General features: G+C 34.9%; 14 protein-coding genes and 1 pseudogene. 12 read left to right on the forward strand and 3 right to left on the reverse strand.

From position 1 onward, the window contains the following. Positions 1-21: 21 nt before the first annotated feature. Positions 22-1,260 carry an amidohydrolase gene (locus BOQ64_RS11190; protein WP_129055284.1) on the forward strand — a complete coding sequence of 413 codons (1,239 nt, stop codon included), beginning with the start codon at positions 22-24 and terminating at the stop codon, positions 1,258-1,260. Positions 1,261-1,397: 137 nt separating this feature from the next. On the opposite strand, the gene BOQ64_RS11195 is transcribed toward BOQ64_RS11190, so the two are convergent. The 3 genes and pseudogenes from BOQ64_RS11195 to BOQ64_RS24710 form a co-directional block, all read right to left on the reverse strand. Next, positions 1,398-2,621, reverse strand: coding sequence for a hypothetical protein (locus BOQ64_RS11195; RefSeq protein ID WP_129055286.1), 1,224 nt, complete (start codon positions 2,619-2,621; stop codon positions 1,398-1,400). Positions 2,622-2,660: 39 nt separating this feature from the next. Continuing rightward, positions 2,661-4,766, reverse strand: a complete 2,106-nt coding sequence (locus tag BOQ64_RS11200; protein ID WP_228448327.1) for a TonB-dependent receptor — start codon at positions 4,764-4,766, stop codon at positions 2,661-2,663. Positions 4,767-4,904: 138 nt separating this feature from the next. Next, positions 4,905-5,222: pseudogene (locus tag BOQ64_RS24710) on the reverse strand (TonB-dependent receptor plug domain-containing protein); the annotation flags it as partial. A gap of 280 nt (positions 5,223-5,502) precedes the next feature. Here BOQ64_RS24710 and BOQ64_RS11205 point away from each other — a divergent pair. From BOQ64_RS11205 to BOQ64_RS11255, 11 genes are all read left to right on the forward strand, one after another. Next, a complete protein-coding gene (locus tag BOQ64_RS11205) occupies positions 5,503-6,180 on the forward strand; it encodes a response regulator transcription factor (protein ID WP_065396072.1) in 678 nt (225 codons plus the stop codon). 48 nt (positions 6,181-6,228) lie between these two features. Then, positions 6,229-7,260 carry a sensor histidine kinase gene (locus tag BOQ64_RS11210; RefSeq protein WP_129055288.1) on the forward strand — a complete coding sequence of 344 codons (1,032 nt, stop codon included), beginning with the start codon at positions 6,229-6,231 and terminating at the stop codon, positions 7,258-7,260. A 133-nt stretch (positions 7,261-7,393) separates the two neighbouring features. Beyond that, positions 7,394-7,990, forward strand: coding sequence for an IS1096 element passenger TnpR family protein (locus tag BOQ64_RS11215; protein WP_129055290.1), 597 nt, complete (start codon positions 7,394-7,396; stop codon positions 7,988-7,990). Positions 7,991-8,283: 293 nt separating this feature from the next. Then, complete coding sequence (locus BOQ64_RS11220) at positions 8,284-9,633, forward strand: alpha-amylase family glycosyl hydrolase (protein ID WP_129055292.1); 1,350 nt, start codon at positions 8,284-8,286, stop codon at positions 9,631-9,633. A gap of 136 nt (positions 9,634-9,769) precedes the next feature. Next, a complete protein-coding gene (locus tag BOQ64_RS11225) occupies positions 9,770-10,210 on the forward strand; it encodes a hypothetical protein (RefSeq protein ID WP_129055294.1) in 441 nt (146 codons plus the stop codon). A gap of 16 nt (positions 10,211-10,226) precedes the next feature. Beyond that, positions 10,227-10,877, forward strand: a complete 651-nt coding sequence (locus BOQ64_RS11230) for a hypothetical protein (protein ID WP_129055296.1) — start codon at positions 10,227-10,229, stop codon at positions 10,875-10,877. A 137-nt stretch (positions 10,878-11,014) separates the two neighbouring features. Further along, complete coding sequence (locus BOQ64_RS11235) at positions 11,015-11,809, forward strand: thymidylate synthase (RefSeq protein ID WP_129055298.1); 795 nt, start codon at positions 11,015-11,017, stop codon at positions 11,807-11,809. Between the two features lie 134 nt (positions 11,810-11,943). Continuing rightward, on the forward strand, positions 11,944-13,347 hold the full coding sequence (locus BOQ64_RS11240; protein WP_129055300.1) for a hypothetical protein: 1,404 nt from the start codon (positions 11,944-11,946) through the stop codon (positions 13,345-13,347). A 226-nt stretch (positions 13,348-13,573) separates the two neighbouring features. Next, positions 13,574-13,873 carry a hypothetical protein gene (locus BOQ64_RS11245; RefSeq protein ID WP_228448328.1) on the forward strand — a complete coding sequence of 100 codons (300 nt, stop codon included), beginning with the start codon at positions 13,574-13,576 and terminating at the stop codon, positions 13,871-13,873. Positions 13,874-13,877: 4 nt separating this feature from the next. Next, complete coding sequence (locus tag BOQ64_RS11250; protein ID WP_129059716.1) at positions 13,878-16,388, forward strand: M1 family metallopeptidase; 2,511 nt, start codon at positions 13,878-13,880, stop codon at positions 16,386-16,388. Positions 16,389-16,615: 227 nt separating this feature from the next. Next, the gene (locus BOQ64_RS11255; RefSeq protein ID WP_129055303.1) at positions 16,616-17,944 is read left to right on the forward strand and encodes a hydroxymethylglutaryl-CoA synthase family protein; all 1,329 of its coding nucleotides are present in this window, start codon (positions 16,616-16,618) and stop codon (positions 17,942-17,944) included. Positions 17,945-18,015 lie beyond the last annotated feature (71 nt).

The following is an 18,015-nucleotide window of genomic DNA, read 5'->3' on the forward strand; positions in this document are numbered from 1 at the left end:
GTAGGGTTAAAATATTAGAACATGCAATTTCCCTATCAATTAACTGCGAAAGGAAACTATTCCCTTAAAAATGTACGCCTGGAAACAGGTTTTGAATATGAGAATGAAGAGGTTATCGGAACAAAAACAGACCTTTTCAGTATTGAAATTGAAGACGGAAAAATTAAATCGGTAAAATCCAATGATCCGACTTCCAAAGCTATTGATGCCAAAGGATATCTGATGCTTCCTGCTTTCAGGGATATGCATATTCACCTGGATAAAACATTGTATGGTCTTCCCTGGCAGGCTCTTTCTCCTAAAAGGAAAAGTGTAAAGGATATGATTGCCTATGAACAGGAAATTATTCCTGAACTTCTGAAAACTTCAGTGGACAGAGCAGAGCAGCTGATTAGCCTGTTACAGCATTATGGGACGCATTTTGCCAGAACGCATTTCAATATTGATCCTACTTCAGGATTAAAATCGCTGGAAAACCTGGAACAGGCCCTTCAAAATAAGAAAGATTCCTTTAACGCAGAATTAGTTGCTTTTCCACAGCATGGTGTGTATTATACAGAATCAGCTCCTTTAATGAAGGAAGCTGCAAAACTAAAAAGCGTTGCTTTTATTGGTGGACTGGATCCTTTAAGCATTGACGGCAGCATTGAAAAAGTAATGGACTTTACGGTACAGTTGGCCTTAGACTACAATAAAGGAATTGATATTCACCTGCATGAAGTAGGAGAATCCGGAATGAAGACGATTAATTATCTGATTGATAAAGCTATTGAAAATCCTGCCCTTCAAGGGAAAACTTTTGTAAGCCATGCTTTTGCACTGGCTCATCTTTCTCCAAAAGAAGCAGATGAAATCTCAGAAAGACTGGCTGCAGGAAAAGTAGGAATTGCTTCTTCCGTACCGTTTAAAAAGACTATCATGCCAATTCCCACTATGAAAAAACATGGGGTAAATGTCCTGATCGGGAATGATAACGTACAGGACTTCTGGAGTACTTTCGGATCCGGGAGCATGTTACAGAAATCCAATCTGATTGCAGAATTATATGGTTATGCCACTGAATTTGCTTTGTCAAGAGGTTTACAGTTTGCCTCTCAAAGTATTCTTCCTTTGGATGATAAAGGAAAACAACAATGGCCTAAAGCCGGCGATGAAGCTGCTATAGTTTTAGCAGATGCTTCATGTTCAGCAGAAGCTGTTTCCAGAATGTCTACAATAGAAGCCCTGATGCACAACGGGAATCTGTTCTGGAGAAATTAAATTGTACGTAGTATATATTTTTTATACACTTGTTTTTTGTGAATCAACCACTGGAGTTTTCTGGTGGTTGTTTTTTGTATAACAAAAAACCATCAGAATTTTTTCTGATGGTTTTTTATTTGAAATGAAGAAACTAGTTATTGTAAAGCTGCTAAAAGGTTTACCCCGTCTACGGTAGCCCATGCTCCCGGAGTTAGAGAAACTTTTGTAACAGTTGTAGCATTTGTGAATGTTTTACCACCATTTGGACTGAAAGCATATCCCCAAGCTCCAAGATTATCAGAGTTTACGTAAGTAAGAGGGTCTACTTTTATTTTACCTGTATTTACCTGGCTTGTTTCTGTAGCTGCATCCTGAATTAGTACACTATAAGCTTTTTGTGTTCCAATATTTTTATAACCACTTGCATAAACGTTGGAGAAGATTCCTGTTCCCTGCTTTTTAAACTGGATAGCAGTAATTTCTGGAGAATTTGCTGTTTCAGGAAGTGTATTAGCATCTCTGATTAATGTAATGTTTGAGATTTTTGGTGCTACATTATCAGCATTACCAGAAGCTTCTATTTCCATTCCGAAGTTACCTGTACCGGTTTGGAATGCATACCAGTTCGTATTATTTTGTCCACTCCAAGCATCCTGCCAATCGAAAGAATCGTCAAAGTTACCATAAGAAACAAGATTCTTAGCACTCACTGTCCCTCCAAAGAATTCATAACCATCATCGGTTCCTTTGTAAGTAACAAGGTTCTCAAGTATAGTTCCAGCTCCTACTGCATAAAAAGTCATAGAATTGGTTTCAGAAGTACCATCACCGATTTTTTTACCAGCATATTCTACTCTTACGAATTTCATTGTTCCTGAGTTTGAGTTTGGATCTGTCCCACCATAGTAAACGTTATTTCCATCTTCTGAAAGAGCTTGTGCATTTCCATTGATAGCTTTGATTGGTGCATTTCCATATAGAGTAATTCCTCCCCAATCTCCAGGAGTTTTAGTAGATGTTGTAAATACAATCGGTTCAGCTGCAGTACCTACTGCATTAATCTTTCCGTCTTGAAGAATTACAAGTCCACTTGTTTTAGTTGTTGTAACATTGAAAGTAGCTCCAGCTTCAATAGTAATTGTAGCGTCATTGGTTACTTTTACAATTCCATCTAATGTATAGTTACCTTTTTTAATAAGGATATTTTTTGAAATAGTACCTGATAATGTCCCGCTTCCGCTTAAAACACCTTCATTCGTTCCTGGAGTGGTAACTGTCGTACCGTCTCCTAAGCCGTCATTTACCTCGATAGTACATGAATTTAAGGCTAATGTTAACACAACTGTTAACGATAGTAATGATAAAACACTTCTTTTCATTTTTATACTTTTTATACTTTATTATTAATTATTGAATTATTAGAATGTATACCCTACAGTTAAGTTGAATGTAGTACCTCTGTAATAGCTTGTGAATCTATTGTTTCCTTGCTCAAAATTAGTTTGAAGATAATTTTTATCTCCAATTAAGATTTTGTATTGGCTGTTTAAAATATTCTGAATTCCGAATTTTAAATTCCAATTTTTAGATAGCTGTCCTTGATAAACAAAGTCTAACTGACTGAATGGTTTTTCATAATAATTATCAGTACCTGTACCTCCTGTTGCATATATTTTGCTTCCAGATACATTATACACAAGAGAGAATGTGTGTGCTAAATTATTACGGCCTTTTAATTCGTATTTTAAGTCAGCATTAATGGTATAAGGAGACGCTCCCTGTAAACCTCTTTTATTTAATTTTTCACCTGTAATGGCAAACCAATCAGGTTGTTCCATATTAATTTGATCCTGGCTTCTTTCTACATTTGAATGCATAATAGTAGCATTAGCTCCTAAAGTGAAATTTCTAAGAGATTCAGATAGTCTTCCCAAACCTAGGATTCCCTCTAATTCTATTCCGAATAATTCTGCTCTTTTTGCATTGAAGAAAGTAATAGTTGAACCAGTAGCATTTCCAGAAGGTACTAATGAACGCTCTATTGCATTATCAATTCTTTTGGCAAATAAGTTAACAGCAAACATTTCTTTGTTTGTTGGGAAGTATTCCCATTTCAAATCGAAATTGTAGTTTTCACTGTTTTTAATTGCTGGATTACCAACAATATTTACGTTATCAGGATTAATATAAGTAATAGGCATAGTCTCAATTAATATCGGACGTGTAACCGTTTTACTAAATGAGAATCTAATATTATTTTTATTATTAATTGCTTTCTTTATTGATAATGAAGGTAAAAAGAAGTTCTTGTTTTTATCTAAATTTATTTTCTCATCTGCACTTTGTTCAGAATAGCGGATTAAAGTCATATCATTTTCAAATCTTGCCCCTAATAAGATATCCCAAGAATCACTAGGTTTAAAATTAATATTAGCATATCCACCATTTATAATTTGATAAAAACTTGAATAGTATTGTGAAACATCAGAACCTTCCTGATAATACAAATCTCCCTTTCTGATTGATGAATTAAAGACATCTTGTGGATTGTCAATATTAATAATGAAAGGTGTTAATGTTGAATTAGATGTACGTCCAAAGATAAATCTATATGACGTTTTTCTGAAGTCAGAAAAACCGTTATAACCTAAGGCAATTTGAATTGGGAAATCCTTTCTATCTCCTTTTTCTCCTAAAGACAATTGATATTCAGCAAATGCTGATCCATAGAATCTGGAATCAACATCCAGATATTGGCGGATAATATTATTTCCACCATAGCGCATAGAAATATTTCCATCTGTAAGAGCTGCTCCAGTAATTGGATCAATTGTATTTCCCTCTACAATCTTTCTATCAGGTTGCTGATAATTATTAATGACGTAACTTGCTCCGGCTTTAACCTGGTGTCTTTCATTTATTTTTTGTGAAGCCGTCAATTGTAAATCTAAAAATCTTGAAATATCTAATTGATTCGTTCTGAAGAAAGTTGTTTTATTAAGTACCTGTCCGTCTTTATAGCCGTGGTTGTCTTCTATAATATTGTTAGTGTTTTGTAAATAGATGGCATTTAAGTTAATATTAGTGCCTCTATTTTTGTACCCTAAACCTAATAAAACGGAAGATTCTGTTTCGTAATTATATTGTTTACGACTAAGAAAATTCATGTTCTCAATAAGTGAATTTCGGCCTAATCCTTTAAATTGGTTATTATCCCCCTCCTTATATTCAAATTTACTTCCTTGATTTAGTGAAAATAGGATTCCTAAGTTTCCTGATTCTCCCATTTTTACTTTTTGAGCAGTCGTAAATCCAATACTTGTATTAGGCATTGCTCTTACATTATCCACATTCCATGAATCTTTAAAAGAGTTCAGTGATTGATCGGCTGTAAACCTATAGTTATTAGGTCTTGCATTTCTAATCTCACTAGGAAGTCTTCTATCTCTGGAGTTTAATCCAAGATATCCCTTCATCCCATCAGCACCCTCAGCCACTTTAAAGTTATCTCTGAAAGTACTCAAAGTGTTTACTCCTACGCTGAATTCTACTTTGGTGAATGGCTTATCAATGGTAAGCGTTTCAATATCAAAAGTTGCTCCTGCAAAATCCCCGTAAAGGTTGGAGTTGAAAGTCTTGTAGATGTTCAGTTTACCTACAACATCCGTTGGAAACTGCTTTAATGCAATAATCTTTTGGAAAGGGTTGTTGGATGGCGAACCAAGACCGTTAATTAATAAATAGTTGTATCGCTCTTCAAGACCTCTTACGAAAAGACCTCTTCCTTCTACCGTAGTGATCCCCGTTACCTTCGTAAGTCCTTGCTCTACGTTGGAGATCCCTTTTCTGGAAATCTCTTCAGCACTTACAGCCTGCTTCTGAATAATCGCTTTTTTCTGTTCTCCTAATACAGCAGTTTCAGTTTTCTTGTTGCTGCTTCCTTGGATTACTACGCCTTCAATTTTTTCTCCTTCGCTAATGTATCACGCTTTGTTTCCTGCGCGTAGAATACAGATCCGGATAAAAATAAGACTGCAATACTAAGTTTATTAATTTTCATTCTCTTTACTTGTCTTTATTACTAGATTTCTTTCGGTGCAAAGGAATAAAAGTTTGATGGGGTATTTGGTTTAGTAAAATTTAATTTTTTTTTAACTAAACATTAAGAAAAGAGTATTATTGTTAACTTTATATGAACGATAACTAATTTGTTAATCTATCATTCAAAAATGATTAACTTTGAAACAGTAAAAATTTAAAATGAGTCAAAAGAAAATACTCTTAATAGACGACGAACTGGACATTTTAGAGATTCTGTCTTACAACTTGGAAAAGGAAGGATATGATATCTATACTGCTACCAACGGTAACGAAGGAATAGAAAAAGCAAAGGAAATTGTTCCGGATCTTATTCTACTGGATGTAATGATGCCCGAAAAAGATGGTATTGAAACCTGTCAGGAACTTCGTAAAGTAAAAGAACTTCAAAAGACATTGATTGTTTTTCTTTCTGCAAGAAGCGAAGAATTCTCTCAGCTGGCAGGATTCCAGGCAGGAGCCAACGATTATGTTGTGAAGCTTATTAAACCGAAAATCCTGATCTCTAAAGTAAACGCATTATTACAGTTAACCTCTCAGGTTTCTGATAATGCTAAACTGATCGAAATTGGTGACCTTGTCATTGATAAAGATAACTTCAGAGTTTCTAAAAGCGGACAGCAGTTTCTTCTTCCGAAAAAAGAATTTGACTTACTTTATCTTTTAGCATCCAATACCGAGAAAGTATTCAAAAGAGAAGAAATTCTTGAGAAAGTTTGGGGTAATGATGTTATCGTAGGAGAAAGAACTATTGACGTTCACATCAGAAGATTAAGAGAAAAGTTAGGAATCAACACGATTCAGACTTTAAAAGGGATTGGGTATAAACTTATCGTTTAATTGCTTTAAAACCTTATCCTTACGTTCAATCATTAAAACGTTGTAAAATTGAAATTTTACAGACTTACACTCGTCGCCTCATGTCTGCTGACACTGGTGATGTTGTTTTTAGTGGTCGTTTTCGATTCACTTAAAGATATTTATTATGAGACCCCTTTATTTAAGACGGGTCTTTTAATCTGTATAGTCCTTATCTTTATTATCAACTGTGTAGTATTGGAACTTCTTTTCAATTATTACGGAAGAAAGCAGGTGAAGGGCCTTTCTGGGATTCTTCCTCAGGAAATGGTTCATGATAATGATGAAAATATAACCATCAAAGAACTGGGAGAACGATTTTCGGATCTTAATCAGCAAAGAGCTACCGAAATTGATATGATGAAGGAAATGGAAAGCTACCGTAAAGAATATATCGGTAACGTTTCTCATGAGCTTAAAACGCCATTATTTTCGATCCAGGGATATGTAGAAACATTAAGAGATGGAGGAGTAGATAATCTCACCATTCGTGATAAATACCTCGAAAGAATTGATAAATCCGTAGAAAGGCTTATTGCCATTGTTACAGATCTTGATATGATTAACAGGCTCGAAGCTGGAGAAATTAATCTTACCGTTTCCAAATTTGATGTCAATCTTCTTATCAAGGAAATTTTTGATCTTCTTGAATTTGAAGCTGAAAAACATAATACCACACTACAAATCCAGACTTTACATCCTCAAATTTTCGTAGAAGCCGATAAACAAAAGATTTCTCAGGTTTTTATTAACCTTATTTCTAATGCCATACACTATGCCAACAGACAGGAAGCAAAAGTGATTGTTAAGACAAGCGTTTTGAAAAATAAAGTGCTTATTGAAGTAATAGATAACGGAATGGGAATCAAATCTGAAATTCTTCCGAGAATCTTCGAACGTTTTTACCGTGTGGAAACCAGCAGAAGCAGAAGAGAAGGTGGTTCCGGATTAGGATTAGCTATCGTAAAGCATATCCTTGAGGCTCATAACGAAAACATTACCGTAGAAAGTGTTTATCTTGAAGGAACGAAATTCAGTTTTATGCTTGAAAAAAGTAAATAATTCCGGCAAAATGTAAGAAAAAAAAATATTTTAAAAAATCCTGAAATATTTTTTGTCACATGTCATTTATTATATATTTGCACCAGAGATTTATCATAATTATAAAGGCAAAAAAGTAATTTAAGAAACTGATATGGTTTACAAAATCCGCGTAATATTAGATGCGAAAGAGGATATTTTCCGTGATATTGAAGTTAAGGGAAAACAAACGTTATGGAACTTACATTTAGGAATTAAAAGTGCGTTCAATCTGCATGGAGAAGAGCTTTCTACTTTTAATTTGTTAGAGAGTGATGGAACAATCGTAAAAAGTGTTCCACTCGAAGATATGAGTGACGATGGTGATGGCGAGATTATGTCAGATGTGTACATTGATGAAGCTTTTGAAAATGTTGGAGACAAAGCGCAGTTCCAATATGGACTTCTTGACCTTTGGGAATTCTTCTGTGAGCTTATAGAAATCATTGATGAGAAAAAAGGAGTGAACTATCCAATTACAGTATACAGATTTGGAAATGTTCCATTAAAAGCGCCTAGCAAAAACGGAAGCGCAGGAGGATCTAAAAAGAAATCAGCAATGCCTTTGGCAGATGATGAATTTGGTTTCGATGAAGATTTTGGAGCTGGCGGAAACTTTTCTGATGAAGATGACAGCTACGATGATGAGGAAGAAGAAGACTACAACGATGACGTCTTTGATGATGAAGATGACAACGATGATGAAAGATAAGATGTAGATACATAAAAAATACAGCCCTGGATTTTTAGTCCGGGGCTTTTTTATTGAAGGAATCCAAGAAAAATAATATTAAAGCTATTACACATCTGCTTAGAAAGAATCAATGAAATTGATTCCAATCTTTGCTCCCTAAAAAATATAACGAGACTTACTAAAAGCTTTGCGTCAAATTAGACACAATTAGAACAAGAGACTTTAATTTCTTAACAGTAATGCTTTATGAATTTTACCTTTTAGCCCCCTTTCCCTAGAAAACAATCCTTACTTTTGTTAAAAATAGATTAATGAAGAAATTAATTTTATTAGCCGTAATTGGTCTGGGAATTGTTTCCTGTACCACTCAAAAAAATACAAAGAGGATGACAGAACTGCCAAAAGAATGGAAACATAACACTAATATCTACGAAGTAAATATCAGACAATATACACAGGAAGGAACTTTCAAAGCATTTGCAAAAGAAATGCCCCGCCTGAAAGCAATGGGTGTAAAAACATTATGGTTTATGCCTATTACCCCAATTGCCCAGCAAAATAAAAAAGGGAGTATGGGAAGTCCTTATGCGGCTTCAGATTATACTTCTATTAATCCGGAATTCGGAACAATGGAAGATTTTAAAGCGATGGTGAATGAAGCACACAGATTGGGCTTTAAAGTAATCATAGACTGGGTAGCCAATCATACTGGTTGGGACCATGTCTGGACGAAAACACATCCCGAATTTTATCTGAAAGATCCTGATGGGAAATTCCATATTGCTTCAGGAATGGATGATATCATTGAGCTGGATTATAAAAATCCCGAAATGCGTCAGGCCATGATTGATGCCATGAAATTCTGGATTACAGAAACTGATATTGATGGCTTCAGATGCGATTTAGCTTCATGGGTAGAAGTAGATTTCTGGCAACAGGCCCGCCCGGAAGTAGAAAAGATAAAACCTCTTTTCTGGTTAGGAGAATTTGACGAGCTGGAAAGTCCGGAATATGGAAAGGTTTTCGATGCAAGTTATTCCTGGAAATGGATGCATAAATCTGCAGATTACTACAAAAAGAATGAACCGCTTCAGGAGCTAAAAGACCTATTGGTACAGTATTCCAACATCGGGGACAAGTCAATGAGAGCCTGGTTTACCGCTAATCATGATGAAAACTCATGGAACGGCACAGAATATGAAAAATATGCAGTCATTACAAAGCCAATGGCCGTATTTTCAGCTACATGGAATGGTGTTCCATTGTTGTATTCAGGACAAGAGCTTCCGAATATGAAGAGATTGGAGTTCTTCGAGAAAGATCCGATTAAATGGACTAAAACTTATCAGGTTGCTGATTTCTATAAAACATTATTAGATCTGAAATCTTTCAATCTGGCTTTGAGAGGTGGTGATCCGAATGTAACCACTTATTTACTGAATACAACTGCCAATGACAAGATACTGGCTTACGTAAGAAAAAACGGAAAAGATGAAGTATTGGTTGTTTTAAACATGTCAAAAGAACCAGTTAACTTTACTATTGAAGACGGAAATATATCAGGAACTTTCAGAAATGTTTTCGAAAAAACAAAAAGAAACTTCGATGAAGGTAAAGATTTTAATTTCAAGGTTTCGGACTACGCTGTATTTGAAAAATAAAAAGTAAAGAAACACCATAATTTCAACCACAAGTTATTAAATGGTACTACATTCCTCTCCAGTGGAGGGGTGTCAAAATTTATAATTTTGACGGGGTGGTTTTCTCCATCCACAATAAAACTATTCCAATACTACAATGAACAAACAGGAAATAATCAACATAATTAAAGCTAAACTGACAGACAAAATTCAGTATTTTGAAAATCTGATCGCAGAAACCCGTGCTTCCAATAATGACACCAAAAGTTCAATGGGAGATAAATATGAAACCGGAAGGGAAATGCTTCAGCAGGAAATTAATAATCTGCAGCGGCAGCTTAATGAAGTACTGAATCAACAGAGCGTCTTACAAAAAATAACAGCAGATCCTTCGGAGAAGATTCAGAACGGTGCTTTGGTGAAAACCAATAAAGGCTTATTCTATGTTTCAGCTTCTATGGGAGAAATTCTTTTTGAAAATCAGAAGATTATGACTGTTTCTGCAGAATCCCCTTTAGTAAAGGCAATGTTTGGCAAGAAAATGGGAGATACATTTACCATCAACAATATCAATCAGGATATTGAACTTATTTGGTAAATCAATCTTTAATAATATGAAATTTAAAAATTTACTTCTCCTTGCCTTTTTATTAGGCAGTTTAGTCATTAATGCACAGGTTCGTGCTACCGTTTCCTCAAGAACATATGATCTGGAAACCGTAAAACTTACTGTAGACGGTTTTGTAATTACCCTTAATGCTGACGGATCAATTTCTGATTTTAATGCTCCTGACCTTAATGGTAAACTTGAGTATTATGATAATCAGGTTTTCGATAAAGCTAAATTTGGAAAGCTTAAAAGTATAGGGAATGTTAAAATAGATTATTGGGATGATTCCGCATTTACAAGTGAAAAAGCAGGCAAACTGAAAAGTATAGGAAATATTTCTGTAGACTATTGGGACGATTCTGCATTTACCAGAGAAAAAGCGGGTAAGGTAAAGAAAATAGGAAACCTTAATGTCGACTACTGGCCTAATGATGTTATCGATAACAGCAGGATGGGAAAACTGAAAACGATTGGCGATATTTCTATAGATTACGGAACAAAAGATATTATTGATGAAAGTAAATTTCAGAAGCTTACAAAATTTGGTCCGGTGAAACTGGATTATTCAAATGATAAATTCATTGATAAAAACAGATATGGCCAACTGAAATCAATTAATGGAAACAGTGAAAAAATTAGTGTTTCTGTATTATAATTTTTCTCTTGTCTTAATAGACTGAAGGTGTAGGATATACACTGGTTTTATAGAAAATAGATATACATCTTATAAAAAGCATCCATAGGCTGGGTGCTTTTTTTTTACTAAATTTGACCCATAAATCCCTTTTCAAAATGCAAAACTACCTGGATCTTTTACAGCATATTTTAGACAACGGAACTGATAAAACCGATAGAACCGGTACCGGAACAAGAAGTGTGTTCGGATATCAGTTAAGATATGATCTGTCAAAAGGTTTTCCATTGGTAACCACTAAAAAAGTGCATTTAAAATCCATTATTTATGAATTGCTTTGGTTTCTGAAAGGAGATACCAATATCAAATACCTTAAAGATAACGGTGTAAGCATCTGGGATGAGTGGGCTGATGAAAACGGTGATTTAGGACCTGTTTACGGAGCACAATGGAGAAGCTGGAATGGAGCAGACGGAAAAGTAGTGGATCAGATTACAGAAGTAATAGATCAGATTAAAAAGAATCCGGATTCCAGAAGACTAATTGTTTCCGCATGGAATGTTGCTGAGATTCCTAATATGGCTCTGGCACCTTGTCATGCATTGTTTCAGTTTTATGTAGCAGACGGAAAATTATCATTGCAGCTATACCAGAGAAGTGCAGATGTTTTCCTTGGAGTCCCTTTCAATATTGCAAGTTATGCATTGTTATTAATGATGGTAGCTCAGGTTTGTGATCTTGAAGTAGGAGATTATGTTCACAGTTTCGGTGATGTTCACATTTATAACAATCACTTTGAGCAGGTGAACAGACAGCTTTCAAGAGAAACAAGAGCACTTCCTACTATGAAATTGAATCCTGAAGTTAAAAATATCTTCGATTTCGATTTTGAAGACTTTACTCTGGAAAACTACGATCCACATCCGGGAATTAAAGCTCCGGTAGCAATTTAATATTGTATCAACTCTTTTATTATCTTTTGTAATTGACAGATTTCTATTATTTTTGAAGTTTGTGAGTATCTGATGCTCTCCACAGATTTTGAAAATAATATGGAAAAAAATTAAACAGTACGTATCTGATATTTTTGAATATCCTGATCGTTGTTTACAATCTTTATATAGGGCTGTCCGTTCTCAAAGAGAAAGTCATTGTAGCAGATGATTTAAAAGAAGCGTATAACGCCAGACATATCTCGAAACCCTATTTCAATTATATATATTCCTATCTGGACTCTTCCAATATGGCGGCAAGACCGGTATCCGGATTTGTGACAGGAACTTTAGTTTTTCTTTCAAAATATAATAACTCTGTTTACCTTTTAGGAATACTGTTTTTTCCACTTTCGTTGCTTGTTATGTATTGGATAGCCCAAAAAATACTGTCAAAAGAACTGGCGAGTTTGCTGACCTTATTGTATTCATGTTCTTTAATTGGTACAAGTATTCAGTTTTCTCCAATTATGCTGAACTCCAGCCTGGCAACTATATTTTTTAGCCTGAGTATTTATTATGTTTATATCCGTAAAAATATTCTGTTCAGTGCTCTCTTTTTTATACTCTCTATATTAAGTTATGAAATTTTCTTACCACTTATTCTTCTGAATCTGTTTTTAATCAAAGACAATAAAAAAAGAGTAGTTTTTCTATTGCTGACTCTAGGATCAGTTTTTATTTTTAGAAAAGTGATTCAGCCGGCAGTATTTACTCATTCTTATCAGAGAGATGAGGTAGGGAAAATCTTTGAACTGAAAAGAGTAGTACAGGTAACGGTTTTAACGGCAAAAATGTTTTTCAAAGATATTTTTGTGGGAATATATAAAGGTATTTTGAACCTTAAAAACCTTCATATTGTAGAAATACTGTTAGCGCTGATCATCTCTTCTGTTGTTTATAAGGTATTTATCGGCTACGATTTTAAAAGCAGATTAAAAGCCATTAAAAATGTAGGATTAATTTCTTTGGTCTCAATAATTCTTGCTGTAAGTGTTTTCTACGTTTCTGCTTATATCCCGACTCTTTTTGGATTCGATAACCGAAGCCTCGGAGCTGTCAGGCTTTTTTATACACTCTTTGTTATCTCAGGAATCATTTATCTGGCTTTTAAACTGAAACTGGGAAATAAAACGGTAAGTTCTCTTTTTGCAGGCATTGCCTTTCTGTTGCTAACCACCAATATGAGTGTGAAAAATGCCTGGATTTATGCTAGTCATTTTAACCATCAAATGTTTAATGAACTGAGCAAAACATTGAAAGCTGAAAAGATTGAAAATGGAGTGGTTTGTTTAAATTATGATATGTTCACAGAACTGAAAACCAATCCGCATTTTATCCTTAGAGAACCTATCTTTTACAATAACTGGGAATCCCGAATGCTGGCTGAAATGAATGGTATTGATCCTAAAAAAGTATTTATTTTTAATGCTGACAGACAGACGAAATGTGAAATGATATTTCTATATAAAAACGGGAAGATTGTTAGAGAAAAATAGCAGATAAGGTTGGAAGTCACAAGCTGAAAGAGGGACGTTTTTCCAGTCAGCCAATAACAGATGTTTTATCTTTTTCACTTAAACAGGTCTTTTTTTAGAATGATTTACAGTTTATATTTCATCCAATAGTAACCTCCATTATCCCGTTCCCATCTTCCGTTCCTCGCATTTCTCCTGCAATAAAAAGTCACTAACAGACCCATTGTTTCTAAAATAAGTTCTAAATTTGAAAGAACTTGATTTTTGCCCTTTAACAAAAGGCAGAATTATAAATCCAATCACAAAAATTATGAAATATTTAAAGATAAATATTGAAGAGAATGCAGACCCTGAAGTATTGAAAAATATCGTACTTCAGTTAAAAGGGGTTGCTTCAGCAGAAATTGTTGACGAAGAGAATCCGGAAAGTGAACTGAAAAAAGCTTTTGCCAAAACAAAAGAACAGTTGAAAACCGGTGATTATGAAAATTTAGTCAATGATATTTTCGATATCATCATAAAAAATAACTCTAAAATTATAAAGTAGACAGATGAGAAAGGCCATTTTATCGATTGCGATACTTGGAATCCTGTTTTCCGCTAATGTATCAGCACAAACCGAGACTTCAGGAAGAGAAAAAGTGTACAGAGCTACCCATACCAAGGTAACAGAACTGAAACATACAAAGCTGAAAGTAAACTTCGACTATCAGAAAGAACAGATGAATGGAGAAGAATGGTTAACAGCTTCACCATATTTTTATCCAACCAATGAACTGATTCTTGATGCGAAGGCAATGCTGATTCATGAAGTAGCCCTTGATAACAATGGTAAAAAATCCCCTTTAAAATATGAATATAAAGATGATGTTCTGAAAATCACGTTAGATAAAACATATCAGAAAAATCAGGATTACACAGTCTATATCAAATATACCTCCCGCCCGAACGAAGTGAAACAGGAAGGAAGTATGGCTATTAACGATGCCAAAGGACTTTATTTCATTAATGCACAGGGAACAGATCCGGAACTTCCAACACAAATCTGGACACAAGGCGAAACGGAATCTTCTTCTGCATGGTTTCCAACTATTGATAAACCCAATCAAAAAACAACTCAGGAAATCTATATGACGGTTCCTGACAAATATGTTACCCTTTCAAATGGTATCCTGAAAGACTCTCAAAAAGAATCTAACGGATTAAGAACTGATCACTGGGTAATGGATAAAAGGCATTCAACTTACCTTTTCTTCATGGGAGTAGGAGAATATGCCATTGTAAAAGACAAATGGAAAAACATTGCTGTTGATTACTATATTGAAAAAGAATACGAGCCTTACGCCAAACAGATCTATGGAAATACTCCGGAAATGATTGAATTCTTCTCTAAAAGAATGAATTATGATTATCCTTGGGCTAAATACGCACAGATTTCCGGTAGAAACTATGTGAGTGGTGCGATGGAAAATACAACGGCAACACTTCACGGAAGTGATATTCTTCAAAAACCGGGACAGCTTATTGATGAGAATACATGGGAAGATACTATTGCTCACGAGCTGTTTCACCATTGGTTTGGAGATCTGGTAACTGCAGAAAGCTGGAGTAACCTTACAGTAAACGAGTCTTTCGCTAATTATTCCGAATATCTTTGGAATGAGCATAAATATGGAAAAGATCAGGCAGATTATCACCTGATGACTGATGTAAACAGATATATTCATAATCCGTCTGACTTTAATAAAAATTTGGTAAGATTCAATTATGCGTCTCGTGAAGATGTATTTGATCTGGTAACTTACCAGAAAGGAGGTGGAATTCTGAATATGTTGAGAAACTATTTAGGAGACGATGCTTTCTTTGCCGGAATGAATGATTATCTGAAAACCAATGAATATCAGAATGCGGAAGCACATCAGTTGAGACTTTCCTTTGAAAAAGTTTCAGGAAAAGATCTGAACTGGTTCTTTAATCAGTGGTATTTCGGAAGTGGAAACCCGAAGATTAATTACTCGTTTACATTTGAACCTGTGAAAAAACAGGTGAGTGTGACTATCAATCAGACCCAGGATCAGATGTTTGAATTTCCTCTGGCTATTGATGTATATGACAATGGAAAACCAAAGAGGTATAATGTTTGGGTAAAAGCTGATGGAAAGAATACATTTAATTTTGATGTTTCCAAAACACCGGATTTGGTAAATATTAATGCTGATGGTGTTCTTCTGGCAGATATTACAGATAAGAAAACTCCGGAACAGAATCTTTTGCAGTTTACAAATTCCAAAGAATTTAAAAACAGATATAATGCATTAGCAGGAATAAAAGATCAGGTTGGAAAAAGCCCTGCTGCAACTAAACTATTGGCAGCGGCATTAAAAGATCCGTTCTTCAGAGTAAGAATTCAGGCTTTGGAATTGATGGATCTCAGCAATCCTGAGCAAATGAAAGCATTAGGTGCGGAAGTTGAAAAATTAGCGTCCAATGATCCTAAAACATTAACGCAGGCCGCTGCAATTGCAGCTTTGGCTAAAACAAAAGATAAAAAATATCTTCCTCTTTTTGAAAAAGGAGTAGGAGCTGTTTCAAATGCAGTAAAAGGAAGCTCGTTAGGAGCTGTTTTGGCTATTGATCCGTCAAAAGCTAATTCATTAGCGGATAAGATTGATCTGGATGGAGCGTCAGACGATTTGCAGGCACAGTTACTTCCTGTTATTGTAAAAAATAAAGTAGTTTCTCAAATGCCAAAAATTGCTCCGTTGGCAGCATTTTATCCTTTTATCAAATTCCAGAATCCGGAATTGGGTAAATCTGCAGAAGAAGGATATAACTGGATCATGTCATCTGATAATTTAAAAGCTACCGAAAGTGTTACTAAGATTTTAGGTTATGCAAAAAATCAGATGGGTGATAACCCACAGGCAAAAATGATGGTAGTGCAGATGCTGAAGGATGGTTTAAGTAAGAAAATGGAATTACTGAAACAGAATCCACAGAATGCAGCAAGCATTAATAAACAGATTGACGCAATTAATAAAACCATAGAAAGTTATAAGTAAGATATAAAGCCGGCAAAGTTGCCGGCTTTCTTTTTATAGAAGAGCTGCATTGGGACTGTTTTTCTAGCATTAGCAGAGGTTTCATACCATGAATTTAAGATGCAGAAAAGAGTATTAATGAAATCCGTCTGGATTTTATTTATTTTTAATAATATTACAAAAATCAGGTATTTTCACTGCTGTTTTTTGCGGTATCTTTCATAAATTCGTTTAAAATTTAAAAAAATATGAGTTTTGGAATTGAAGCGGCAAGCTATTATGTGCCTTCTTTGTATTTGGAAATTAAAGATTTAGCTGAAAAAAGAGGCATAGAACCGGCAAAATTGGAGAAAGGGCTAGGACTGCATAAAATGGGATTGCCTGATGCGCATGAAGATGCTGCAACCTTTGCTGCAGAAGCATTATTAAGGTTAATTCAAGACTATAAGATCAACCCTAAAGAAATTTCAAGAATTTATCTGGGTACGGAAAGTGCTGTAGATGCAGCAAAGCCAACTGCTTCTTATGCCATGCAGATGGTTGAAAAGGTAATGGCCGCAGAATTTGGAGAAAGAGTTTTTAAAAACTGTGATGTTGTGGATATGACTTTTGCCTGTGTAGGTGGAGTAGATGCTTTACATAATGCTTTAGATTTTGTAAGAGTAAATCCAGATAAAAAGGCGGTAATCATTGCCAGTGACTATGCAAAATATGAATTGGCTTCCTCTGGAGAATATACACAGGGTGGTGGAGCAGTTGCATTATTGATCTCTGCAAAACCTGACCTTCTTGAAATTGAAAATAACTGGGGAGTAGCTACAGAAAGTGTTTTTGACTTTTTCAAACCAAGAAGACAATATAAAAAAGAAGATCTGAACGGAGCACCGGAAATGTATCCTGATAAAATTGAAATCTTTACAGATGAACCGGTTTTTGATGGACAGTATTCCAATCAGTGCTATCAGGATAGAATCAGAGAAGCTTATCAGCACTATAAAGAGGTTACAGGACAGGAGAAGCCTTATGAAAACTGGAAGTATATTGTTTTTCATTTGCCCTATGCTTTTCACGGGAAAAGAGTCTTTACAGAGATATACAGTCTGGAAAATGGAATTTCTTATGAAACTCCGGATGAACAGAAAGCAGTTGCTAAATCAGAAAATTATCTCCAGCTGATTAATGAAGCTATTGAAAAAACTCAGAGAGCATCATCAGAAATAGGAAATATGTATACTGCTTCTATTTTTATGGCATTCCTTTCTGGCTTACAGACTTCTTTTGATGAAAATGAAGATTTATCCGGAAAAGAAATTGGTTTCTTTGGATACGGCAGTGGTTCCAAATCAAAAGTATTTGCCGGTAAAGTATCCTCCAATTGGAAAACAGTGGTAGAAAAGTGGAATTTATTTGAAAATCTGAACAATAGAAAAGCTATTGATTTTGAAATTTATGAAAAGCTTCACAGGAAGCAGTTAAATCAGTCTGTAAATCCTGATTATAAAGGATTTGGTCTTGTTTCTATAGAGACTGAAAGCCCTGTTTTAATGGGAGCGAGATATTATAATCATCAAAAATAGTATAGCAGTAAATATTATAAAAAAGCATTTCAGTTTTGAAATGCTTTTTTTTTGTACTTACTCCGTGATAT

Source organism: Chryseobacterium sp. CH25 (assembly GCF_004119455.1).
Taxonomy (GTDB): domain Bacteria; phylum Bacteroidota; class Bacteroidia; order Flavobacteriales; family Weeksellaceae; genus Chryseobacterium.